The organism is Streptomyces diacarni (assembly GCF_003323715.1).
GTDB lineage: Bacteria > Actinomycetota > Actinomycetes > Streptomycetales > Streptomycetaceae > Streptomyces > Streptomyces diacarni.
In genome coordinates this window covers 138,797-162,473 of the sequence record NZ_QOIN01000026.1, presented here as the reverse complement: position 1 = coordinate 162,473, position 23,677 = coordinate 138,797, and the positions used below count along the sequence as shown (strand labels likewise).

The 23,677-nt window shown below is 73.5% G+C and carries 19 protein-coding genes; 11 read left to right on the top strand and 8 right to left on the bottom strand.

Going from position 1 to position 23,677, the window contains the following annotated elements; genetic code table 11:
* The first annotated feature begins 90 nt into the window (after positions 1-90).
* Positions 91-1,566 (top strand): NCS2 family permease, encoded by a 1,476-nt coding sequence (locus tag DTL70_RS03145; RefSeq protein WP_114020267.1) that lies wholly within the window; start codon positions 91-93, stop codon positions 1,564-1,566.
* A gap of 144 nt (positions 1,567-1,710) precedes the next feature.
* On the opposite strand, the gene DTL70_RS03140 is transcribed toward DTL70_RS03145, so the two are convergent.
* Positions 1,711-1,941, bottom strand: coding sequence for a hypothetical protein (locus tag DTL70_RS03140; protein ID WP_114020266.1), 231 nt, complete (start codon positions 1,939-1,941; stop codon positions 1,711-1,713).
* 346 nt (positions 1,942-2,287) lie between these two features.
* Here DTL70_RS03140 and DTL70_RS03135 point away from each other — a divergent pair, with 346 nt between their 5' ends.
* From DTL70_RS03135 to thpR, 3 genes are all read left to right on the top strand, one after another.
* Positions 2,288-2,665 (top strand): MarR family winged helix-turn-helix transcriptional regulator, encoded by a 378-nt coding sequence (locus DTL70_RS03135; protein ID WP_242757573.1) that lies wholly within the window; start codon positions 2,288-2,290, stop codon positions 2,663-2,665.
* A gap of 33 nt (positions 2,666-2,698) precedes the next feature.
* A complete protein-coding gene (locus DTL70_RS03130; protein WP_114020265.1) occupies positions 2,699-4,216 on the top strand; it encodes an MFS transporter in 1,518 nt (505 codons plus the stop codon).
* A gap of 269 nt (positions 4,217-4,485) precedes the next feature.
* Positions 4,486-5,067, top strand: a complete 582-nt coding sequence (thpR, locus tag DTL70_RS03125; protein ID WP_114020264.1) for an RNA 2',3'-cyclic phosphodiesterase — start codon at positions 4,486-4,488, stop codon at positions 5,065-5,067.
* A gap of 150 nt (positions 5,068-5,217) precedes the next feature.
* Here thpR and DTL70_RS03120 read toward each other — a convergent pair whose 3' ends face one another.
* The 4 genes from DTL70_RS03120 to DTL70_RS03100 all read right to left on the bottom strand — a co-directional run bounded on the left by DTL70_RS03120 (position 5,218) and on the right by DTL70_RS03100 (position 9,432).
* Positions 5,218-6,216 carry an aldo/keto reductase gene (locus DTL70_RS03120; protein ID WP_114020263.1) on the bottom strand — a complete coding sequence of 333 codons (999 nt, stop codon included), beginning with the start codon at positions 6,214-6,216 and terminating at the stop codon, positions 5,218-5,220.
* 340 nt (positions 6,217-6,556) lie between these two features.
* The gene (locus DTL70_RS03110) at positions 6,557-7,276 is read right to left on the bottom strand and encodes a TetR-like C-terminal domain-containing protein (protein WP_114020261.1); all 720 of its coding nucleotides are present in this window, start codon (positions 7,274-7,276) and stop codon (positions 6,557-6,559) included.
* A 337-nt stretch (positions 7,277-7,613) separates the two neighbouring features.
* Positions 7,614-8,654: a hypothetical protein gene (locus DTL70_RS03105; protein ID WP_114020260.1), complete on the bottom strand. Its 1,041-nt coding sequence runs from the start codon at positions 8,652-8,654 to the stop codon at positions 7,614-7,616.
* Between the two features lie 100 nt (positions 8,655-8,754).
* Positions 8,755-9,432, bottom strand: a complete 678-nt coding sequence (locus DTL70_RS03100; RefSeq protein ID WP_114020259.1) for a GDSL-type esterase/lipase family protein — start codon at positions 9,430-9,432, stop codon at positions 8,755-8,757.
* Positions 9,433-9,490: 58 nt separating this feature from the next.
* Here DTL70_RS03100 and DTL70_RS03095 point away from each other — a divergent pair, with 58 nt between their 5' ends.
* Complete coding sequence (locus DTL70_RS03095; protein ID WP_114020258.1) at positions 9,491-10,531, top strand: esterase-like activity of phytase family protein; 1,041 nt, start codon at positions 9,491-9,493, stop codon at positions 10,529-10,531.
* A gap of 129 nt (positions 10,532-10,660) precedes the next feature.
* Here DTL70_RS03095 and serC read toward each other — a convergent pair whose 3' ends face one another.
* Complete coding sequence (gene serC / locus DTL70_RS03090) at positions 10,661-11,779, bottom strand: phosphoserine transaminase (RefSeq protein ID WP_114020257.1); 1,119 nt, start codon at positions 11,777-11,779, stop codon at positions 10,661-10,663.
* 126 nt (positions 11,780-11,905) lie between these two features.
* Here serC and DTL70_RS03085 point away from each other — a divergent pair, with 126 nt between their 5' ends.
* Together DTL70_RS03085 and DTL70_RS03080 are read left to right on the top strand one after the other, a co-directional pair.
* Positions 11,906-12,283, top strand: coding sequence for an MmcQ/YjbR family DNA-binding protein (locus DTL70_RS03085; protein ID WP_114020256.1), 378 nt, complete (start codon positions 11,906-11,908; stop codon positions 12,281-12,283).
* 110 nt (positions 12,284-12,393) lie between these two features.
* Complete coding sequence (locus tag DTL70_RS03080; protein WP_114020317.1) at positions 12,394-15,282, top strand: FAD-binding and (Fe-S)-binding domain-containing protein; 2,889 nt, start codon at positions 12,394-12,396, stop codon at positions 15,280-15,282.
* A 66-nt stretch (positions 15,283-15,348) separates the two neighbouring features.
* Here the strand turns inward: DTL70_RS03080 and DTL70_RS03075 are convergent, their stop codons facing one another.
* Positions 15,349-16,008, bottom strand: a complete 660-nt coding sequence (locus tag DTL70_RS03075; RefSeq protein ID WP_114020255.1) for a dioxygenase family protein — start codon at positions 16,006-16,008, stop codon at positions 15,349-15,351.
* Positions 16,009-16,127: 119 nt separating this feature from the next.
* Positions 16,128-17,063, bottom strand: a complete 936-nt coding sequence (locus DTL70_RS03070) for an AraC family transcriptional regulator (RefSeq protein ID WP_245978948.1) — start codon at positions 17,061-17,063, stop codon at positions 16,128-16,130.
* 231 nt (positions 17,064-17,294) lie between these two features.
* On the opposite strand from DTL70_RS03070, the gene DTL70_RS03065 reads away from it, so the two are divergent.
* The 4 genes from DTL70_RS03065 to DTL70_RS03050 all read left to right on the top strand — a co-directional run bounded on the left by DTL70_RS03065 (position 17,295) and on the right by DTL70_RS03050 (position 23,573).
* Complete coding sequence (locus tag DTL70_RS03065; protein ID WP_114020254.1) at positions 17,295-18,137, top strand: TIGR03084 family metal-binding protein; 843 nt, start codon at positions 17,295-17,297, stop codon at positions 18,135-18,137.
* 32 nt (positions 18,138-18,169) lie between these two features.
* Complete coding sequence (locus tag DTL70_RS03060) at positions 18,170-19,906, top strand: acyclic terpene utilization AtuA family protein (RefSeq protein WP_114020315.1); 1,737 nt, start codon at positions 18,170-18,172, stop codon at positions 19,904-19,906.
* A 95-nt stretch (positions 19,907-20,001) separates the two neighbouring features.
* On the top strand, positions 20,002-21,585 hold the full coding sequence (locus DTL70_RS03055) for an acyl-CoA carboxylase subunit beta (protein WP_114020314.1): 1,584 nt from the start codon (positions 20,002-20,004) through the stop codon (positions 21,583-21,585).
* A gap of 65 nt (positions 21,586-21,650) precedes the next feature.
* Positions 21,651-23,573 (top strand): acetyl/propionyl/methylcrotonyl-CoA carboxylase subunit alpha, encoded by a 1,923-nt coding sequence (locus DTL70_RS03050; RefSeq protein ID WP_114020253.1) that lies wholly within the window; start codon positions 21,651-21,653, stop codon positions 23,571-23,573.
* Positions 23,574-23,677: the final 104 nt, after the last annotated feature.

Here is a 23,677-nt window from a genome sequence, read left to right as displayed (position 1 = left end):
GGAGATGGCTGGATTCTTTCGTGCGATTGTCCAAGCTGATCCAGTCGGACCCCTCCGTTCCGCTTCGTCAGCACGTACCCGAGGTCACCCATGCCCGCTTCGGCCAGCCCGGTCGATTCCCCCGGCTCCCCGCGAGACACCCCGCCCCCCGCTCCCCGCTCCGCACTGGACCGCTTCTTCAGCATCTCGGACCGCGGCTCGACCGTCGGCCGGGAGCTGCGCGGCGGGCTCGCCACCTTCTTCGCGATGGCGTACATTATCGTGCTGAACCCGATCATCCTCGGCGCGGGCACCGACAAATACGGCCACCAGCTCGACAACGGGCAGCTGGTCACCGCCACCGCGCTGATGGCCGGGCTCACCACCGTGCTGATGGGCGTCATCGGCAACGTCCCCATCGCCCTGGCCACCGGGCTGGGCATCAACGCCGTGGTGGCGCTCCAGCTGGCCCCCAAGATGACCTGGCCCGACGCCATGGGCATGGTGGTGCTGGCCGGCATCGTGCTGATGATCCTGGTGGCCTCCGGGCTGCGGCAGCGCGTCATGGACGCCATTCCGAACGGGCTGCGCCGGGCCATCGCCATCGGCATCGGCCTGTTCATCTCGCTCATCGGCCTCGTGGACTCCGGCTTCGTGACCCGCAACCCGGACGCCGCCAAGACCACCGTCCCCCTCGGGCTCGGGATCGGCGGACAGCTCCAGGGCTGGCCCGTGCTGGTGTTCGTGCTCGGCCTCGTCCTGATGTTCGTGCTGACCGTGCGGAAGACGAAGGGCGCCATCCTCATCGGCATCGTCGCCATGGCCGTCGTCGCCATCGTCATCAACGCCGTCGCCAAGATCCCCGACGCGGCCTGGGGCCTGTCGGTGCCCACGGTGCCCGACTCCGTCGTCGGCACGCCCGACTTCTCCCTGGTCGGCGACATCAGCCTGCTCGGCGGCTTCCACGAGGTCGGATGGCTGACCGGCTGCCTGTTCGTCTTCACGGTGCTGCTGTCCGGCTTCTTCGACGCGATGGGCACCATCATCGGCGTCGGCGAGGAGTCGGGGCTCGCCGACGAGCAGGGGCAGCTGCCGCGCATGGGCCGCATCCTGTTCATGGACGGCGTCGGCGTCGCCGCGGGCGGAGTCGGCTCCTGCTCGGCCAACACCTGCTTCGTGGAGTCCACGGCGGGCGTCGGTGAGGGCGCGCGCACCGGGCTGGCCAACGTGGTGACCGGCGGGCTCTTCCTCCTCGCGCTGGTCTTCACCCCCCTCGCCAAGGTGGTGCCCTCGCAGGCGGCGACGCCCGCGCTGCTCGTCGTCGGCTTCCTGATCATGGCCGCCAACGTGCGGGACATCGACTGGGGCGACGCGACCGTCGCCATCCCCGCGTTCCTGACGATCGTCTCGATGCCGTTCACCTACAGCATCACCAACGGCATCGGCATGGGCGTCATCGCCTTCATCGTCCTGCGGGCCGCCGCGGGGCGGATCCGCGAGATCCCGTGGCTGCTCAACGTCGTCGGCCTCTGCTTCCTCGTCTACTTCCTCCTCAATCCGATCGAACAGCTGCTCGGGGTGCAGTAGCTCCGCCGCTGCCCCTCCGGTGCGCCGTCGTGCCCCTCTCCACGGCGGGAGGGGCACAGGTGTGTGCGGGCCCGGGTCCGGACCGTGGCGGTGCGCGCGGCGGGCGGTGCGGGCAGTGGTCGGTGCGCGGAGTGATCGGGGGGCTCATGCGGAGCGGCCGTAGAAGCGTTCGGTCTCCTCGACGGACGCCTTGAAGCGTTCGTCGAAGTCGTCGCGCACGAGCGTGCGGACCACGTAGTCCTGCACGCTCATCCCGCGCTTGGCCGCGTGGTCGGTCAACCGCTCCAACAGGGCGGCCTCTATGCGGAGGCTGAGCACCTGGGAGTCGGGCTGCCCGTGGTGGTCGTTGTCACACGGAGGAGTCAGGCTGGTCATACGACAACGGTCGCGAACCCACCCCGGCCGCTGTCCGGCGAATGTGCCCCGACTCACTCGTACGTGTGAGCCCATGAGGGCTGCGACCCGTGTTCTTTAGACGGAGTAATGAGGTAGGCTAAGAATTATGTCGGAACAGCTCCCTGCTCCGCGACTCGCGGACGGGCCCCCACCCGGCGTGCCGGACATGCTCCGCGAGGCCGCTCACCTCGCCGAGGCCATGGATGCCACGGACCCCACGGAGGCCACCCGGACGGCAGAAGCCGCCGGAGCCGCCGAGGCCGCGGAGGTACCCACGGCCGACCAGGAGGCCGAGGACGCCGTCAACGCGCTCCGCGCCGGAGTGATGCGGCTCTCCAGGCGGCTGAAACACCAGCGCGTCGACGAATCCCTCAGCCCCACCGAGATGTCGGTGCTCGGCACCCTCGCCCGCTGCGGCTCGGCCACCCCCAGCGAGCTGGCCCGCAAGGAACACGTGCAGCCGCCGTCGATGACGCGGATCGTCGCGATGCTGGAGTCCAAAGGGCTCGTCCGGCTCGAGCCGCACCCCGAGGACCGCAGGCAGAAGGTGGTCACCCAGACGGGGCAGGCCGTGTCGATGCTCGCCGCGGCCCGCACCAAGCGGAACGCCTGGCTGGCCGAACTGGTCCAGGAGCTGGACGAGGACGAGTGGGCGACGCTGCGTGCCGCCGCGCCGGTGCTGGAGAAGCTGGCGCACTTGTAAGGAGATACGACCGAGAACAGGAGGCGAAGCCGCTTGAGTACGGGCCACGGAGCAGACTCCGCACCCGCACCATCCGCAGCCGACGAAACCCACCCGCACGAGGCGCCGCAGGACGCGTCACAAGACGCCGCGCACGCCGCGCCGCAGAACCCACCCCCCAACGCCCCGCGAGGCGCCCCGCACAGCTCCGCCCCGCAGGAGGCGCCGCCCGGCGCCGCGCAGGACGCCCCGCGGGGCACACCGCACAAGCGCGGCGCCGCACCGCAACCCGGTGCGAAGACCTCGATGTTCGCCTCGCTGCGCATCCGCAACTACCGCCTCTTCGCCCTCGGTCAGGTCGTCTCCAACACCGGCACCTGGATGCAGCGCATCGCCCAGGACTGGCTCGTGCACAGCCTCACCGGCTCCTCCACGGCCGTCGGCATCACCACCGCGCTCCAGTTCCTGCCCATGCTCCTGTTCGGGCTGTACGGGGGCGTCATCGCCGACCGCTGCTCCAAGCGCAAGCTGCTGTTCGCCACCCAGTCCGCCATGGGCCTGACCGGGCTGGCGCTCGCCGCGCTCACGCTGAGCGGAAACGTGCAGGTCGCCCACGTCTACGCGCTCGCGTTCGTCCTCGGCCTCATCACCGTCGTCGACAACCCGACCCGGCAGACCTTCGTCTCCGAGATGGTCGGACCCACCCAGATACGCAACGCCGTCTCCCTCAACTCCGCGAACTTCCAGAGCGCCCGGCTGGTCGGACCCGCCGTCGCCGGCGTGCTGATCTCCGCCGTCGGCGGCGGCTGGGCCTTCCTGATCAACGGCCTCTCCTTCGCCGCCCCCCTCATCGGGCTGCTGATGATGCGCGCGGGCGAGCTGTACACCAGCAAACCCGTGCAGCGCGGCAAGGGCCAGCTGCGCGAGGGCCTGCGGTACGTACGCGGCCACCCCGAACTGCTGTGGCCCATCGTGCTGGTCGGCTTCATCGGAACGTTCGGCTTCAACTTCCCCATCTGGCTGACGGCCTTCACCAGCGACGTCTTCCACGAGGGCGCGGGCACCTACGGCGCCCTGAACTTCCTGATGGCCGTCGGCTCCGTCGCGGGCGCGCTGCTGGCCGCCCGGCGCGGCCAGTCGCGGATGCGGCTGATGGCCGGCGCCGCGCTGGTCTTCGGCGTCCTGGAAATGGTCGCCGCGCTCTCGCCCTCGTACTGGCTGTTCGCCGCGCTGATGGCGCCGATCGGGCTGGCCGGCCTGACGTTCAACGTGACCGCGAACTCCAGCGTCCAACTCGCCTCCGACCCGGCGATGCGGGGCCGGGTGATGAGCCTGTTCATGATGGTCTTCGTCGGCGGCACCCCCATCGGCGGGCCCATCATGGGCTGGATCACCGACACCTTCGGCGCCCGCACGGGCTTCCTGGCCGGCGGCCTGATCTCCGCCGTGGCGGCGGTGGCCGTGGCCCTCGTACTGGCGCGCATCGCGGGGCTGCGACCAGCGGTGAGCCTGCGGCGCGGCCAGCCGCCGGTCCGGTTCGTCCGCCGGGAGGCGGTGACGGAGGCCGCGTAGGGATCTTCCTGCGGGCTTGTACCGGCAGGGGGTGCCACTGTTCGAAGCGTGCGGTCCGCGGGTGGTTTGCGGCTGGTGGGGGCACCTCCCGGCCGGAGTCCCCCAGCCTCCGGCCGGGAGGTGCCCCCAGGGGGAGCAGTTCCCCGCGCCCCTCCGGGGCGCGTCCGGGCCCCTCGCCGCGTGGGGGAAGCCCGTCCGGGAGACGCTCCCCGAGGTGATCCCGGCACCCGGTACGTGGCGCTGGGGCGGCTGTGGCAGAGTCCGGCCCCATGAGACTGTTCGCGGCGTTGTGGCCCCCGGCTGAGGCGGTGGCGGAACTGGCGCGCTTCACACGCCAGCTCACCCGCCTCCCCGGCGCCGGGGACCTGCGCTGGACCACACCCGAGAGCTGGCACTTCACACTCAGCTTCTACGGCGAGGTGCCCGAGAAGCAGGCGGACGACCTCGGCACCCGCCTGGCCCGCGTGGCGCACCGGGCACACGGTCCCCTCCCGATGCGCCTTGCCGCAGGCGGCCGCTTCGGCGACCGCGCCCTGTGGGCCGGCGTGCACCAGGACACCGACCGCGCGGCCCTCACCCGGCTCGCGGCGGCCACCACGGCGGCGGGCCGCCGCGCGGGCGTGCTCCCCGTCGACGCGCACCCCTCGTTCAGGGCGCACCTCACACTGGCCCGGGCCAGGAACCGCGGCACGCCCGACCTGCGCCCCTACGTGGCCCAGCTGGAGCCCTTCACGGGCTCCAGCTGGAGCGCACAGGACCTGCTCCTCGTCCGCAGCGAGCCGCCCACCAGCGGCGTTCCGGGCGAGCAGCCCCGGTACGAGCCGGTCGGGTGCTGGCCACTGGGCGGGTGACGGGGCCGGGCCAGGGCCCGCCGCAGCCGCCGGTTACCGTGGTGACCGTGAACGCGAAGACCAGAATGCGCATCGTGACCGGTGTGCTGGTGGCGCTCTTCGTCGTGGTCGTCCTGGCCTCGGCACTGAGCGGTCACTGAGCCGCGGTCCTCACCAGGCGAAGGCCTCCGGGGAGGGCCCAGGCCCCGGGAAGATCTCATCCAGCGAGGCGAGCAGCGCGTCGCCGAGGTCGAGTTCGACGGCGCGCAGTGCCGAAGTGAGCTGGTCTGCGGTGCGCGGACCGACGATCGGCCCGGTGACGCCGGGCCGCGACAGCAGCCAGGCGAGGGCCACCTCGCCTGGCTCCAGGCCGTGCTCGGCCGCCAGACTCTCGTAAGCCTCGATCCGGTCCCTGACGGCCGGATCCTCCAGCGCGGTGGCGGCGCGCCCCGACGCGGTGCGGCCACCGCCGCCCTCCCGTGCCTTGCGCAGCGCACCGCCCAGCAGCCCGCCGTGCAGCGGCGACCACGGGATGACCCCGAGCCCGTAGGCCTCCGCGGCCGGGACGACCTCCATCTCGGCGCGGCGCTCGGCGAGGTTGTACAGGCACTGCTCGCTGACCAGCCCGAGCGAGCCGCGCCGCGCGGCCGTCTCGTTGGCCTGGGCGAGATGCCAGCCCGCGTGATTGCTGGAGCCGACGTAGAGGACCTTGCCCTGCTGTACGAGGACGTCCATGGCCTGCCAGATCTCGTCCCAGGGCGTGGCCCGGTCGACGTGGTGGAACTGGTACAGGTCGATGCGGTCGGTTCCCAGGCGCCGCAGACTCGCCTCGACGGACCTGCGGATGTTGACGGCGGAGAGCTTGTCGTGGTTGGGCCACGGCGGCACGCCGTCGCCCGCCATGTTGGCGTAGCCCTTGGTCGCCAGAATCGTCTTGTCGCGCCGCCCCTCGCCCTTGGCGAACCAGCTGCCGATGATCTCCTCGGTGCGGCCCTTGTTGTCGCCCCAGCCGTAGGCGTTGGCGGTGTCGAAGAAGTTGACACCGGCGTCCAGCGCGGCGTCCATGATCGTGTGGCTGTCGGCCTCGCCGGTCTGCGGCCCGAAGTTCATCGTGCCGAGAACGAGCCTGCTGACCTTGAGTCCCGTACGTCCGAGCTGCGTGTACCTCATGCGGCCACGCTAGGCGGCTGGAGTGCGCTCGAAGCAAGACGCGCGGCAGATTACCTCCCGCGCGCGACCTGAGCCCCCCCTCGTCCTGCGTCCTGCGGCCTGCTGCCTGCCGTCTGCGGCCTGCGGTCTGCGGCCTGCTGCCTGCCGCCCGTCGCCTGCCGTCTGCGGCCTTGCGGCCCGCCGCCCGTACCTGCCGGTTGTGGCCCGCCGTCCGCTGCCTGCCGCTTGTGGTCTGCGGCCTGCGGCCCGCTGCCGGCGGCCCCGCGGCCCGCCGCCCGGGACCTGCGGCCTTGTGGCCCGCGGCCTGCTGCCTGCGGCGGCTAGCCGCCCGTGGCCCGTGTCACCCGCTGGTCGTGTCGCCCGGCGTGGCGCCGTCCGGGGGCGCCTCGTCCGAAGGCGGGACGTCCGAGGGCGTGCTGTCCGGGGGCGTGCCGTCCGGCGCATCCGTTGCGCGGCGGCGGAAGACGCCGCGCGTCGCGGCCAGGTAGGCGGACTCGGCGCTGGTGCGGACGAGTTCGGCGTCGAGGGGGCGGCGGCTGATCAGCAGCCGGTAGTAGAAGGGGGCGCTGAGGGCGGCGATGACCTCCACGGTGTCGGTGTCGGGCGGCACCTGGCCGCGTGCGACGGCCCGCTCCAGCAGTACCGAGACCTGGCGCAGCCGGCCTCCGAACGTCTCGCGCAGTACCTGTTCGGCGCCCGGCTCCTTGGCGGCCGCGGCGACGATGCCCTCGACGAGGCGCCGGTTGCCGGGAGCGGCGTGGAAGCCGGCGATGTTGCCCGCCATGGCGTGCAGGTCGCCTCGCAGGTCGCCGGTGTCGGGGATGGGGATGGCGCTGGTGCCGTACTCGCCGAGCAGGTCGGTGATGACGCCCTCCACCGTGCGCCAGCGGCGCCGGATCGTGGCGGCGTGCACTCCGGAGCGCTGGGCGAGCAGGTCGACGGTGAGGGTGGCGTAGTCCTGGGTGCGCAGCTCTTCTCGGGCGGCCGCCAGGACGGCGGTGCGGGTGCGGGCGGTCCGCCCTCCGGGGCGGGCGGATCCGTGCGGTCGTGGCTCGGTCATGTTCGGGCTGTGGTTCCGCGTTGCGTCGAGGGAAGCGTTCCGGTTACTGTCATACCAGTTAGTGCGCGTCAGCGCGCATTAGTCGGGGGAGGTGAGCGCCCTGTGCGCGCGGTCTCGGGCCGCTGCGCACGGGGCGTTCACGAGAAGTGCGGCGGGTGCGGTCGACGGGCTCACGCATGATCGACAGTCTGACGCGCCGGTCGCGTCGGACGACGGGCGCCGGTCGGTTCCGACGCGAAAGATGCGGCAGTCGGCGGGATATCGCCGGATTTGCCGCCCTCGCCGTGCGGCGCGGGTGCCCGGGAGCCCCGTGGGTCCCCGGGGCGACGCGGCGGGCTCAGATCTCGGGCAGCCCGGAGGGCGGTTTGGTCAGGACGCCGCGCGCGTAGCCGTAGCCCGCGTGGAAGACCATGTGATCCCCGGAGACGACCTGCGTCTTGAGCGCGATGTCCAACTGCTCGACCTCGCCGGGGACCGAGACCCGCACCGTGTGGTGCAGCATCGTGTGGTGCTTGGCGGCGCTCACCGTCTGAGTCTGGGTGGGGGACCTGTGCGGTGCGCCCACCGGCTCGCCCGCCTCGTCCAGTCCCTGGACCTCCACCCAGGAGGCGAGCGTGGCGCCCGAGGCGTGCGCGGGGCGCTGCGCGCACAGGCCGTAGGCGTCGGCCCTGTTGCAGGCGGTGACCTCGGCGTCGATCGCGAGGTCCATGCGGGTGCGGGGCAGGGGCCCGGTGGCTCCCACGTTCTCGCGCGTGGTCATCGGCTCGGCCACCGTGCCGGGTGGCAGCAGCAGGTCGCCCTGCGCGGCGGGGCGCGTCCAGGTGGTGGCGTCGCGGCTCGCGCGGGTGCTCACCAGTCCGCGTTCGCCGTCGAGCGGCTGTTCCCCGGCCAGCCGTACGGTCATGCCCGGGGCGCGGGCGGTGCTGTAGGCGGAGGCGCTCAGCTCGCAGCGGTGGGTTCCGCTGTCCTCGGCGACGAGCAGGGCGCGGATGTCGGGTTCCCTGTGCTGTTCGTCGGGGGTCAGGTTGGCTCCGTCGTGCGCGCGCAGCGCGGGGCGTCCGTCCGGGCCCGTGCAGGTGAGCAGCAGGGTGGTGCCGATGTTGGTGGGCCGGCCGGAACCCCATGAGTCCACGGAGAAGGTCATGGCGGGGGTGTCCAGGGCGAGTTTCTCCCCGGCGTCGAGCCGGTAGGCGGCGGTGGAGACGGTCCGCAGTGGGGAGGAGTGCTGCTGCACGGGGATCGTCACGCCCGCGTCCTTTCGCCCGGTTGCCGCGGCCGCGGGGGTGCCGGGTGCGGCGGTGAGCGCGCACAGCGCGGGTGCCAGCGCGTACAGCAGCCACACCGCCCGGCGGGGGAGGGCGCGGTGACGTGGTGTCATACGGGCAGTCCTTTCCTCACGGGCCGGACCGGTGGCCGGGGGCGGCTACCGGCGCGCAGTGCGGAAGGTGACCGTATCGACGGCTGAGCGGTTTTTGTGGTCAACAGACCGGTGTGAACCGGTACGGCCCACCCACGGCCCACGCCTGGTGGAGTGCGTCGGCGAACGCGGCGGCGATCCGGTGCTCGCCGTGGGCCGAGGGGTGTGTGCCGTCGTAGGTGTCGCGCTCGGGCGACCAGTCCTCGGGCACCGAGGCGAGCAGCAGCGGCGAACGGGGCTGCGCGTGTTCGGCCACCGCCTTGGCCAGCAGCGTGTTGAAGTGCGCGCACACGGCGGCGAACGAAGGGTCGCTCGCCGCGCGCACGTTGGGTATGACGGGCAGCAGCACGGCCCGCAACGTCGGGTTCGCGGCCCGTGCGCGGGCGAGGAAGGTCTCGACGTTGGCCAGTGTCTGCTCGGGCCCCGTGTAGAACCCGAGATCGATCAGGCCCAGCGAGACGAGCAGCGTGTCGGCGTCGTGCTCCGTCACCGCCCGGCCTATCAGCGGCGCCATGTGCAGCCAGCCCTCGCCCCAGCCGGCGAGGTGGGCGCGCGCGTGTGCGGGGAAGTCCGGGTCGGCGTAGTGGTGCGAGTCCTCGTGCAGCGCGGTGCGCGGGCCGACGACGTGGACGGTGCCGTCCGGCAGTGTGCGGGTCAGGTGCTGCCATATCCGGTAGCGCCAGGTGTGGTCGCCCGCGGCTCCGATCGTCATGGAGTCGCCGACGAAGAGGATGCGCATGCGCTCATCCTGGTGGATCACCAACCGACACGCACCGTGATGCTGGACACTTGAGCCCATGTCCTCTGAGCGCACACGTGGGTCCGTCGTCGGGATCCGTCAGAAGGCGGCGTTGGCCGCGGCGGTCCTGGCCGCGGGGCTCGCCTCCGCCCCCTTTCCCGCCCGGGCGGCGGACGAACCCAAGGGCTTCACGATCCGGGACTCGCGCATCACCGAGTCCAGTGGCCTGGCCGCCAGCCGCGCTCACGAGGGCGTCTACTGGACGCACAACGACTCCGACGACGGACCGTACGTGTACGCCGTCGACAGCCGCACGGGCAAGACCGTCGCCCGGGTCGTCCTGCGCGGCATCGACCCCCGGGATGTGGAGGCCATCTCCGTCGGGCCCGACGGAGACGTGTTCGTCGGCGACATCGGCGACAACCTCGACGGCTCCTGGTCGGAGGTGTGGATCTACCGCTTCCACGAACCGAAGCGGCTGCACGGCGACATCACCGTGACGCCGACGCGCTACACCGTCCGCTACGCCGACGGTCCCCGCAACGCCGAGTCGCTGATGGTGCACCCCAAGACCGGGCGCGTCTACATCGCCAGCAAGAACGCGAAGGGCGAGGCCGGCGTCTACGCAGGACCGCGGCGCCTCGACGCGGCGGGCACCAACACTTTCTCGCGGGTCGCCGACCTCGACTTCGAGGCCACCGACGGGGCGTTCTCCCCGGACGGCACGCGGCTGGTGCTGCGCGGCTACTTCAGCGGCTACGCCTACCGGTGGAAGGACGGCAAGCCGGACAAGATTGGCTCCGTGGCGGTGCCGTTGCAGCGGCAGGGCGAGTCGGTGACCTTCACTCCTGACGGGCGGACGTTGATGTTCGGCTCCGAGGGTGAGGGCAGCGGCGTCGAGCCGGTACAGCTCGAGGGCGATGCCGTGCCCGACTCGGTGCGTGAGGCGTCCTCGTCCGAGGGCGACGGCAAGGGCGGCGGCGGCGAGGGCGGCGCGTCCGGTGACGACGACCGCACGCTCGGTCTCGGCGCCGCCACCTTCGCTGTCGCCCTCGCGGTGTGGTGGGGCCTGCGCCGCCTCTTCCGCCGCCGCGAGTGAGGGGCGGGGCCGCGTGTGCGGGTACCGGCGCCGCCGGGGAGACGGGTGCCGCCGGGGGCGCTACGGCCCGCCCGACGAGGGCGGGCGGCCCACCCGGCGGTGGGCCGCCCGTACGCTCTCAGGAACCGGTCACAGGTTCTCGATCACGTAGTCGACGCAGGCGGTCAGGGCCTCCACGTCCGCCGGCTCGACGGCCGGGAACATGGCGACCCGAAGTTGGTTGCGGCCCAGCTTCCGGTACGGGTCGGTGTCCACGACGCCGTTGGCCCGCAGCACCTTGGCCACGGCGGCGGCGTCCACGTCGTCGGAGAAGTCGATGGTGCCCACGACCTGGGAGCGCTGGGCGGGGTCCGTCACGAACGGGGTGGCGAAGGAGGCCTTCTCCGCCCAGCCGTACAGCCGCCCTGAGGAGTCCGCGGTGCGCTCGACGGCCCAGTCGAGTCCGCCGCGGCCGTTGATCCACTCCAACTGGTCGTTGAGCAGGAAGAGGGTGGCCAGCGCGGGGGTGTTGTACGTCTGGTTCTTGCGCGAGTTGTCGATCGCGGTCTTCAGGTCGAAGAACGCCGGGATGTGCCGGTCGGAGGCGGCGATGCGCTCGGCCCGCTCGATGGCGGCGGGGGAGAACACCCCGATCCACAGCCCGCCGTCGGCGGCGAAGGACTTCTGCGGTGCGAAGTAGTAGACGTCGGTCTCGGCGATGTCGACGGGCAGGCCGCCGGCGCCCGAGGTGGCGTCCACCAGGACGAGCGCCCCGTCGTCCGCTCCGGGTACGCGCTGGAGCGGCATGGCGACACCGGTGGAGGTCTCGTTGTGGGTGAGCGCGTAGACGTCGATGCCCTGCTCACCGCGCGCCTCGGGGTGGGTGCCGGGGTCGGCGGAGATGATGCTGGGCTCGCCGAGCCACGGCGCCTGCTGGGCGGCCTTGGCGAACTTGGAGGAGAACTCGCCGAAGGACAGGTGCTGGGAGCGGGAGGTGATCAGGCCGTGGGTCGCGATGTCCCAGAAGGCGGTGGAGCCGCCGTTGCCCAGGATCACCTCGTATCCCTCGGGAAGCGAGAAGAGGCTCCGCACGCCCTCGCGCACCTTTCCGACCAGGTCCTTGACGGGTGCCTGGCGATGGGAGGTGCCCATGAGAGAGGTGCCGGTCGCGGCCAGGGCGGTGAGTGCCTCCTCGCGCACCTTGCTGGGGCCCGAGCCGAAGCGACCGTCGGCGGGCTTGATGTCAGCGGGAATCTGGAGATCAGCCACGGGGCAAGCCTAGTGCCGCCGGGGCGCGGGCACGGCGGAACGTCCAGCGCCTGAGACGGCGGGCGGACGCGGACCGCGGTGGGCGCGCGGCGGGCCGCTGTCGGTGGGTGCCCCTACTCTGAGGCCATGACAGGACCGAGAGCCGGCCGGCCAGGCCCCGATGACGTGCGCCGTCTCGCGCTGGTGCTTCCCGAGACCAAGGAGGTCGAGGCGTGGGCGATGCCGACCTTCCGGGTCGCGGGAAAGATGTTCCTGACGATGCCGGACGACCGGTCCTCGTTCGCGGTGCGCTGCCCCCGCCTGGAGAGGGGCGAGCTGATCGCGGCCGAGCCGGAGAAGTTCTGGGTGCCGCCGCACGAGGCGGGCTCCCACTGGGTGCGGGCCCGGCTGGCGGCGCTGGAGGACATGGCGGAGCTGCGGGACATCGTGGTCGATTCCTTCCGGCAGGCGGCGCCGCCGCGCCTGCTGGACACGTTCACGGCACCGGATCCGTACGCGGGCTGACGGGCTGACCGGCCGGCAGTGGCCCCCGCCCGCGCGCGTGACGGGGGACACAGTTGTTCAGATCACCGAAGGGGCAGCGTTCGCCCGGCCCGAGCGTGCACTCTGTGCGCATGGCAGAGGCACGGGAGCGGGCAGCGGACCTGGAACGGGCCCTTCGGGCCGCGGTGCGGGGCGGCGAGGTGGAGTTCGGCGTCCAGGACAGGGCGTTGATGACGATGGACGCCTCCAACTACCGGCGGGTTCCGCTCGGTGTGGTGGCGCCCAGGGATGACGACGACGTGGCGGCCGTGCTGGCGGTCTGCCGGGAGCAGGGCGTGCCCGTGGTGGCGCGCGGGGCGGGGACGTCGATCGCGGGGCAGGCCACCGGGGCCGGCGTCGTCCTCGACTTCACCCGCCACCTGCGCGCCATCGAGCGCCTGGATCCCGACAGCCGTACCGCCGTGGTGCGCCCCGGCGTGATCCTGGACGATCTGCGCGGTGCCGCCGGCGCGTACGGGCTCACCTTCGGGCCCGACCCCTCGACGCACAGCCGCTGCACCCTCGGCGGGATGATTGGCAACAACTCCTGCGGCTCCCACTCGGTGGCCTGGGGCACCACCGCGGACAACGTCCGCGAGCTGGAGGTGCTCACCTTCGGCGGTGAGCGGGCCCGCCTCGCGCGCGGCGGCGACGGGGTGCCGGAGCGGCTGCGCACCGCGGCGCGCTCTCTCGTCCAGGGGGAACTCGCCCGGCTGCGCACGGGGTTCCCCGAGCTGCCGCGGCGGATCTCCGGCTACGCGCTGGATGAGCTGCTGCCCGAGAAGGGCGAGGACTGGGCGCGCGCCTTCACCGGCAGCGAGGGCACCCTGGGCGTGCTGACCCGCGCCACCGTGGGGCTGGTGCCGACACCGGGCGCCCGCGTGCTGGCCGTCCTCGGGTACGCGGACGAGAGCGCGGCCGCCGAGGCCGCCGCCGGGCTGCTCCCGCACGGGCCCCTCACCGTCGAGGGCATGGCCAACGACCTGGTGGGCGACGCGGCCCGCGCCTTGCTCCCCCGGGGCGGCGCCTGGCTGTTCGTCGAGGTCGGCGGCGACGACGCGGCCCACGCGCGGGCCAACGCCGAAGCGCTGTGCCGCGCCGCCCGCGAGTCCACCACCGACCGCAGTCTGGTCACGGACGCGGCCGGGCAGCGCGCGCTGTGGCGGATCCGCGAGGACGCCTCCGGGACGGCGACCCGGCTGCGGCTTCCCGGCATGGCGGAGGACGCGGAGGCCTGGCCCGGCTGGGAGGACTGCGCCGTGCCTCCCGAGCGGTTGGGCGCCTACCTGCGCGACTTCCGCAAACTGCTGCGCGAGTACGGGCTGCGCGGCCTGCCCTACGGGCATTTCGGGGACGGCTGCATCCACGTGCGCATCGACTTCGACCTGATGGACGAGGCGGGCATCGCCACGTTCCGCGAGTTCTCCACCGCGCTGGCCGACACCGTCGTCGCGCACGGCGGCTCCCTCTCCGGCGAGCACGGCGACGGGCAGGCGCGTGCGGCGCTGCTGCCCCGCATGTACGGGCCCGAGATGATCGGGCTGTTCAACCGTTTCAAGGACCTGTGGGACCCGGCGGGCGGCCTCAACCCCGGCATGCTCGTGCGGCCCGAACCGATCGACGCCAACCTGCGCTTCGCCCCGCTGCCGCGCACCCCCGTGGACGTCGAGTTCGGCTACCCGCACGACGGGGGAGACTTCTCGGCCGCCGTGCGCCGCTGCGTGGGCGTCGCCAAGTGCCGCAACGAGACGGCGTCGGGCGCGAGCGTGATGTGCCCGTCCTTCCGGGCCACCGGCGAGGAGAAGCACTCCACCCGCGGCCGGGCCCGGCTGCTGCACGAGATGCTCGCGGGCGAGGTCGTCACCCAGGGGTGGCAGTCCGAGGAGGTGCACGACGCGCTCGACCTGTGCCTGTCGTGCAAGGGCTGCAAGAGCGACTGCCCGGTCGGCGTCGACATGGCCACCTACAAGGCCGAGTTCCTGCACCACTACCACGAGGGTGACGCGCGCAACCCGGGCAAGGCGCGCCCGATGGCGCACTACTCGATGGGGTGGCTGCCGCGCTGGCTGCGCCTGGCCGACGCCACGCGCACGGTGCCGCTGCTGAACGCCGGAGCCGCGGTTCCCCCGCTGGCGGCGCTCGCCAAGCGGCTGGGCGGTCTCGCCCCCGAGCGGGACATCCCCGCGCTGCCCCGCACCCCTTTCACCCGCTGGTGGCGCAAGCAGCCGGGCAGGGAGCGGGCGAGCGGCACCCCCGTCGTCCTGTGGCCCGACACGTTCACCAATTACCTCTCGCCCGAGGCGGGTACGGCGGCGGTGCGCGTCTTCCAGGATGCGGGGCTGCGCCCCGTCGTGCCGCCGAAGCAGGTGTGCTGCGGCCTGACGTACGTCTCCACGGGCCAGCTCGACCGCGCCCGTACGGTCATGCGGCGCACCCTCGACCACATCGAGCCCGCCCTGGACGCGGGCCTGCCCATCGCCGTGCTGGAGCCTCCGTGCGCGGCTGCCCTGCGCTCGGACGTCCCCGAGCTGCTGGGCGACGACCCGCGCGCCGCGCGGCTGGCACGGGCGGTGCGCACCTTCGCGCAGACCCTTCAGGAGCAGGCCCCCGACTGGGCGCCGCCGCGCGTCGACCGGCCCGTGGCCGGCCAGACCCACTGCCATCAGCACGCGGTCATCGGCGACGCCGCCGACCGGCGCCTGCGCGAGCGCGCCGGTCTCACCGGGGACCTGTCCGGCGGCTGCTGCGGCCTGGCCGGCAACTTCGGCTTCGAGAAGGGCCACTACGCCGTTTCCGCGGCCTGCGCCGAGGATCAGCTCCTGCCCTCCCTGCGGGAGGCCGCGCCGGGCACGGAGGTCCTCGCGGACGGCTACTCGTGCCGCACCCAGATGGACCAACTGGGCGGCCACCACAGCAGGCACCTGGCGGAGGTGCTGGCCGCCCACCTGCACCGGCGGGCGGCGTCCGGCTCCGGCACGTGAGTGTGCGCGTCACCCCCTCGACCGGTGACGGCGCCGGGCGAGGGGGCGGGCGGCGGCCTTACGGCCCTACGCGTTGACGACGAAGTCGAACGTGCCCACCAGCCCGGCGCCGTTCTGCTGGACGTTCATCAGCAGCCGGGCGTCGAAGAGGGGGTCGGTCTGGTTGCGCGGTTCGCCGGGGAAGTAGAGCTGGGTGGTGAGGATGGGCTGGTGCGGGGCCTGCACCTTGACATGCAGGTGCCGGGTGCGGCCCGGGTACAGGCCCGGGTGCAGCGTGGCCAGCCGGAAGGAGCCGTCGGCGCCGGTGTACTGGTGGCCGCGGAAGTCGTAGCCGGCGTTGTCGTAGGTGCCGTTCGGGTCGGCCTGCCACCAGTCGAGCAGCACGTCCGCCAGCGGTTCGCATCCGGTGCCGAAGACGAACCCGCTGACGGCCAGTTCGGTTCCCTGGGTGCCGGGCGGGACGATCGCGTCGCGCTCGGGGGAGTTGGGCTTGAAGTAGGGGCCCTCCATCTGCGGTGGTGTGGGGTCGTCGCCGTCGTCGCAGGTGGGGGTCGGTTCGAGGCGCCGGCCCGCCTCGCGCTGGTCGCGGGCCAGTGCGGGGGTCGCTCCGCCCGCTCCGGTGCCGATCAGCACGGCGGCCGGTGCGGCGGCCACCGCGGCGCGCAGCACGCTCTTGCGGCTGATCCCGCGGGGCCTTCTCGTCTCGGGGCGCTTGTCGTCATCCACTGGTTCGTTCCTCGCTCTTTCGACGGTGGGGGAAGTGCGGGGGACGGACGCGTCCGGCCGGGGTTCGGCCGAGTGGGGACGACGCTACGGCGGCGCCGGGGCGGGGTCGATGGACGGAGTTACCAAAGCGTGGTGCTTTCCGTCGCCGGCCCCTCGTGTGCCTCGCGGCGGAACTGGCCGGGGCTCGCGCCGGTCTCGCGCCGGAAGAAGCGGCAGAAGTAGGCGGGGTCGGCGAAGCCGACGTCGTGGGCGACGCGCCGCACCGTCATGTCGGTGCCGGCGAGCAGCCGTTTGGCCTCCAGCACCTGGGCGTGCCGGATGAGCTGTCCCGGGGTGCGTCCGGTGGCCGAGCGGGCGGCGGCGGTCAGGTAGCCGACGGAGACGCCGAGTTCGGCGGCGCAGGAGGCGACGGTGTGTGCGCCCGCGGCGCCTGGCGGCTCCAGCAGCTGGACGAACCGGCCGGCCAGGGAGGCGGCCGCGCCGGGTGCGGCGTCCCGGGTCTGGGCCGCGTGGCCGCTGTGCGCGCGGGTCTCGGCGGGGAGGCGGCTCGCGTGGACCAGGAGGATGTGCAGGTACGCCTGGAGGACCGTCGGCATGCCGCGCTGTCCTTCACCGTACTCGGACCGCATGCCGTCGAGCAGGTCCTCGACCCGGGCGGCGGCCTGCCCCGTCAGGGGGAGGGAGGGGTGTTCGCCCAGGGCGCGCAGTAACGCGCGGTCCGAGGGGTGGGCGAGCAGGAAGGACGGGTCGAAGAGGACGACGCTGCCGTGGACCTGCTCGTGCTGCTGCCAGTGGTGCGTCCGGCCGGGCGTGATGAAGCACAGGTGGGGCGGGCGCAGGGTCCAGCGGCGCAGGTCGATGACGTGGGAGCCGCTGCCGTGCGTCACGTAGGCGATCTCGTAGAACGTGTGCCGGTGCGGATAGGCGGCGCGGGAGAGCGGGCCGATGGTGTCGAACGTCCCGATGGCGAACGGGAGGGCGCGCGGGGCGGGGACGTCGAGCCGGTGCAGCGGCATGTCGGGGTGGACGGGTGCGGAGTTGCGCGTCGCGGTCACGTTGTCGCTTTCCCTCCCTTCGGGGCCCCCGTTCCGCAGGGGAGCTACCCGGACGGGTCCGCGGGGAAAAGTCATGCAAGCACGCTTGCTTGTTTTCGCCGTGACTGCCAGTCTCGGTGCCACGCACGGCGGTTGGGGCGCGCTCGGCGGCGGCCGGAGCGCCTCCGGTGAGGCGCGCCCCGCCCGCCGCCGCCCCGACCCGCGACCCCCGCGACCCGAGGAGGGTGGGCTGTGGCCACACCGGCGGAGCTTCTCAGCGGCCTCCTGGCCGACCTGCGCGCCGAGAGCGAGGACCTGGACCGGCTGGTCGCCGACCTGCCGCCCGCGAGCTGGGCGGCGGCCACCCCGGCGCCCGGCTGGACCGTCGCCCACCAGATCGCCCACCTGGCCTGGACCGACGGGCAAGCCCTGCTCGCGGCCGCGGAACCCGAGGCGTTCCGGCGCGAGGCGGAGCGGTTCCCGGACGGATCCCAGGGCGACTCCGAAACCGGGGGAGCGGCGCACTTCATCGACGAGGCGGCCGAGGAGGGCGCGAGGCTGCCGCACGCCGAGCTGCTGCACCGGTGGCGGGCCGGGCGCGCCGCGGTGGCGGACGCGCTCACCGCCGCGCTGCCCGGCCCGCGGCTGCCCTGGTACGGGACGTCCATGAGCCCCGCGAGCATGGCCACCGCGCGCCTCATGGAGACCTGGGCGCACGGCGAGGACGTCGCCGACGCGCTGGGTGTCGCGCGGCGGCCCACGCGGCGGTTGCGGCACATCGTGCGCCTCGGCGTCCGCGCCCGGGACTTCGCGTACGCCGTGCACGGGCTGCGGCCGCCGGCGGGGCCGTTCCGGGTGGAGGTGAGGGGGCCCGGCGGCGAGGTGTGGGCGCACGGCCCGGCGGACACCGGGCAGAAGGTGACCGGGGACGCGCACGACTTCTGCCGTCTGGTGACCCAGCGGGTGCACCGCGACGACGCGGACGTGCACGCCGAAGGCGCCGACGCCGACCAGTGGCTGGAGATCGCCCAGGCGTTCGCGGGGCCGCCGGGAGCGGGCCGGGAGCCGGGACACGCGGGGGAGGCGCGGGCGTGAGCGGGCCGGACACCGGGGTCTCCGGGGGAGGCGTGAGCGGCCCGGCGCGGCGGAGCGCACCGCTCCGCGTCGGGAACGCGTCCGGCTTCTACGGCGACCGTTTCGACGCGCTCGCCGACATGCTGACCGGCGGCCCCCTCGACGTGGTGACCGGCGACTACCTCGCCGAACTCACCATGCTCATCCTCGGCCGCGACCGCCTCAAGGACCCGGCGCGCGGCTACGCCAGGACGTTCCTGCGGCAGTTGGAGACCGGGCTCGGGCTCGCGCGGGAGCGCGGCGTCACGCTCGTCACCAACGCGGGCGGTCTCAACCCGGCGGGCCTGGCGGACGCCGTGCGCGAGCTGAGCGAGCGCGTCGGCGTGCCGGCGCGGGTCGCCCACGTCGAGGGCGACGACCTCACCGGGCGCGGTGGCTGGGGCGAGGGGGTGCTGACGGCCAACGCGTACCTGGGCGGCGCGGGCATCGCGGAGTGCCTGCGGGGCGGCGCCGACGTCGTCGTCACCGGGCGGGTGAGCGACGCGGCGCTCGTGTCGGGCTGCGCCACCGCCCACTTCGGCTGGGCCGACGACGACTGGGACCGGCTGGCGGGCGCGGTCGTCGCCGGGCACGTACTGGAGTGCGGCGCCCAGGCGACCGGCGGCAACTACGCCTTCTTCGCCCAGGAGGGCATCGACGTGCGCCGGCCCGGGTTCCCGCTGGCGGAGATCGCCGAGGACGGCAGCTCGGTGATCACCAAACATCCCGGCACCGGGGGCGCGGTCACCGTCGGTACCGTCACCGCGCAACTCCTCTACGAGACCGCAGGACCCCGCTACCCGGGACCCGACGTGACCGCCCGCCTGGACTCCGTGCGGCTCAGCCAGGCGGGCACCGACCGGGTCCGGGTCGGCGGCGTGCGCGGCGAGCCCCGCCCCGGCACCCTCAAGGTCGGCCTGACCCGGCTCGGCGGCTTCCGCAACGAGGTCACCTTCGTGCTGACCGGACTCGACATCGACGCCAAGGCCGCCTTGGTGCGCGGCCAGATGGAGGCCGCGCTGGCGGGGCCCCGGCGTCCGAGGGAGGTCACCTGGAGCCTCGTGCGGACGGGGCGCGAGGACGCCGACGTGCAGGAGGAGGCGAGTGCGCTGCTGCGGCTGGTCGTCCGCGACGACGACGAGGCCGCCGTCGGCCGCGCCGTCTCGGGCCCCGCGATCGAGCTGGCGCTGGCCAGCTACCCGGGCTTCCACGTGACGGCGCCGCCGTCGCGAGGAGCGCCCTACGGGGTGTTCGAGGCCGCCTACGTCGACGCCTCGACGGTGCCCCATGTCGCGGTGCTACCGGACGGCAGGCGGCAGGACGTGTCCTTCCCCCACCCCGCCCCTCCCCGGAACCCGGGGCTGCTCCCCCGGCCCCCCGGGAAACGGGAAGGGGAGGGGCAGGGGCACAACACCCGACGCGCGCCCCTCGGCCGCGTCGCCGGCACCCGCAGCGGCGACAAGGGCGGCAGCGCCAACATCGGGGTGTGGGCGCGGGACGGGGACCCGGCGATCCACCGGTGGCTGAGGGAGACGCTGACCGTCGCGAAGCTGCGCGAGCTGCTGCCGGAGGCGGCGGAGCTGCCCGTCACCCGCCACGAACTGCCCAACCTGCACGCCCTCAACTTCGTGGTCGAGGACATCCTCGGCGCGGGCGTGGCCGCACAGCACCGCTTCGATCCGCAGGCGAAGGCGCTCGGCGAGTGGCTGCGCGCGCGCCACCTCGACATACCGGAGGTGTTCCTTTCGTGACCGCAGGAACGCAGGCAGCGGCCGGAGCAGCCGGAGCAGCCGGAGCGGCCGGAGCGGCCGGAGCCGGGTTCGGGTCCGGGGCCCTCCGCTCCGCGCTGGACACCAGCACGCCGGAGTACGGCGCGCACCGCGAGACCATGCTGGGCAAACTGGCCGAGCTGGACGCCGAGCAGGCGAAGGCGCTCGCGGGCGGCGGGGAGAAGTACGTGGCGCGGCACCGGGGGCGCGGCAAGCTGCCGGCCCGCGAGCGGATCGAGCTGCTGCTCGACGCGGACACCCCGTTCCTGGAGCTGTCCCCGCTCGCGGCGTGGGGCAGCGACTACACGACGGGTGCCTCCCTGGTGGCGGGCATCGGCGTCATCGAGGGCGTCGAGTGCCTGATCACGGCGAACGATCCGACCGTCCGCGGCGGTGCCAGCAATCCGTGGACGTTGAAGAAGGCGCTGCGGGCCAACGAGATCGCGTACCAGAACCGGCTGCCGTGCGTGAGCCTGGTGGAGAGCGGCGGTGCGGACCTGCCGAGCCAGAAGGAGATCTTCATCCCCGGGGGCGCGCTCTTCCGCGACATCACCCGCCTGTCGGAGGCGGGGATTCCGACGGTCGCCGTCGTGTTCGGCAACTCGACGGCCGGCGGCGCGTACATCCCCGGGATGTCCGACCACGTGATCATGGTGAAGGAGCGCGCCAAGGTGTTCCTCGGCGGTCCGCCGCTGGTCAAGATGGCGACCGGCGAGGAGGCCGACGACGAGGAGCTGGGCGGTGCGGACATGCACGCCCGCACCTCGGGGCTGGCCGACCACTACGCGGTGGACGAGCCGGACGCGCTGCGCCAGGCGCGCCGCGTCGTGGCCCGCCTCAACTGGCGCAAGGCACACCCGGACCCGGAGCAGGACACCGTCGCGGAGCCCGTGCACGATCCGGAGGAGCTGCTCGGCATCGTGCCCGGCGACCTCAAGGTGCCGTTCGACCCGCGTGAGGTGATCGCCCGGATCGTGGACGGCTCCGCCTTCGACGAGTTCAAACCGCTGTACGGGGCGAGCCTGGTGACCGGGTGGGCGCGGCTGCACGGGTATCCGGTCGGCATCCTCGCCAACGCGCGGGGGGTGCTGTTCAGCGAGGAGTCGCAGAAGGCCACCCAGTTCATCCAGCTCGCCAACCAGCGCGACATTCCGCTGCTGTTCCTGCACAACACGACGGGTTACATGGTCGGCAAGGAGTACGAGCAGGGCGGCATCGTCAAACACGGCTCCATGATGATCAACGCCGTCTCCAACTCGAAGGTGCCGCACCTGTCGGTCCTGATGGGAGCCAGCTACGGGGCGGGCCACTACGGGATGTGCGGCAGGGCCTACGAGCCGCGCTTCCTGTTCGCGTGGCCGAGCGCCAAGTCCGCGGTGATGGGGCCGCAGCAGCTCGCGGGCGTCCTCTCGATCGTCATGCGCGAGTCGGCCGCCGCGAAGGGCCGGCCGTTCGACGAGGAGGCCGACGCCGGGATGCGGGCCATGGTCGAGCAGCAGATCGAGAGCGAGTCCCTGCCGATGTTCCTGTCGGGACGGCTCTACGACGACGGGGTCATCGACCCGCGCGACACCCGCACCGTCCTCGGCATCTGCCTGTCGGCGGTGCACACCGCGCCGGTGACCGGCGCACGCGGCGGCTTCGGCGTCTTCCGGATGTGAGCACAGGGATGAGGGCCGGATCGAGGGCACGGACGGGCACGTCCGGCAACGACAGGGAGCAGGGAATGATCCACTCCGTACTGGTCGCCAACCGGGGCGAGATCGCGCGGCGCGTCCTGCGCACCTGCCGCGAACTGGGCATCGCCACGGTCGCCGTCCACTCCGACGCGGACGCCGAGGCGCCCCACGTGCGGGAGGCCGACGCCGCCGTACGGCTGCCGGGCAACGCGCCCGCCGACACCTACCTGCGCGGCGATCTCCTCGTCGCCGCCGCACGCGCCGCCGGCGCCGACGCCGTGCACCCCGGCTACGGCTTCCTGTCCGAGAACGCCGGCTTCGCGCGCGCCGTACAGGAAGCGGGGCTGGTGTGGATCGGCCCGCCGCCGAACGCGATCGAGGCCATGGCCTCCAAGACGCGCGCCAAGAAGCTGATGGCCGAGGCTCAGGTGCCGCTGCTCGCCCCGCTCGACGCGGACGAGGTCACGGAGGCGGACCTTCCCGTGCTGGTCAAGGCCGCGGCGGGCGGTGGCGGACGCGGTATGCGCGTCGTACGGGAACGCGCCACGCTCACCGGGGAGATCGAGGCCGCGCGCGCCGAGGCCGCCTCCGCGTTCGGCGACGGCGAGGTCTTCGTCGAGCCGTACGTCGAGGACGGCCGCCACGTCGAGGTCCAGGTGCTCGCCGACGCCCACGGCACCGTGTGGACGCTGGGCACCCGCGACTGCTCGCTGCAACGCCGCCACCAGAAGGTCGTCGAGGAGGCGCCGGCGCCCGGCCTGGACGACGCGCTGCGCGCCACGCTGGCGGACGCGGCGCGCGCCGCCGCCCGCGCCGTCGACTACCGGGGCGCGGGCACCGTCGAGTTCCTCGTCTCCGGACAGGGGCGCCCCTACTTCCTGGAGATGAACACCCGCCTCCAGGTCGAGCACCCGGTGACCGAGTGCGTGTACGGACTGGACCTGGTCGCCCAGCAGATCCAGGTGGCCGAAGGCGCCGCCCTCCCCGCGGACGGGCCCCCGCCGCCCCGCGGGCACGCCGTCGAGGCGCGCCTGTACGCGGAGGACCCGGCCCACGACTGGCAGCCGCAGACGGGCACCCTGTGGCGGCTGGACGTGCCGGGAGACGTCCGCGTCGACTCCGGCGTCGCGGACGGCAGCGAGATCGGCGTGCACTACGACCCCATGCTCGCGAAGGTCATCGCCTGCGCGCCGACTCGCTCAGCGGCCGTACGGAAGCTGGCGCGGGCGCTGGAGCAGGCCCATGTGCACGGGCCCGTCACCAACCGCGACCTGCTCGTGCGCTCCCTGCGCCACCCCGACTTCGCCGCCGCCGGCATGGACACCGGCTTCTACACCCGGCACCTGGCCGAGTTGACCACCCCCGCCGCCGCGGACGCCGCCGACGCCGCCTGCGCGCTGCTCGCCGCCGCGCTCGCCCAGGCCGTCCACGACGAGCCCGCCCGCCCCCGCGTCGCCGCCAGGACGGGCGGCTGGCGCAACCTCGCCTCCGCGCCCCACCTGCGGCGCTACGCCGACCGCGACGGCGCCGAGCACGAGGTGCGGTACGTGTGGGGGCGCGATGGACGGCCGGCCCCCGTCTCACCCCCCGACGTGCGGGTCGTCACGGCACGGGCCGACGCGGTCGTGCTGGAGAGCGGCGGTGTGCGGCGCCGGTACCCGGTCGCGGTGTACGGCGACCGGGTGTTCGCCGGCTCCCACGCCTTCACCGCGCTCCCCCGCCTCCCCGAGCCGGAGAACGTGACGGAACCCGGCTCCCTGCTGGCCGCCATGCCCGGCACCGTCGTCCGCCTCGCGGAGGGCCTGCGCGAGGGCAGCACCGTCACCGCGGGCCAACCCCTGCTGTGGCTGGAGGCGATGAAGATGGAGCACCGGGTGGCCGCCCCCGCGGCCGGAAGAGTCACCGCACTGCACGTGTCCGAGGGCCAGCAGGTCGACGTCGGCACCTTGTTGGCCGTCGTCGCGGAGTGACAGCGCCCCGGCCCCGCCTCTTCCACGGGTGCTCTTTCCAAGCCCGTCCGGCGTGTGAGGACCCAGGGTCCGGGGGCGGAGCCCCGGAGGAAACGGGAAGGGGC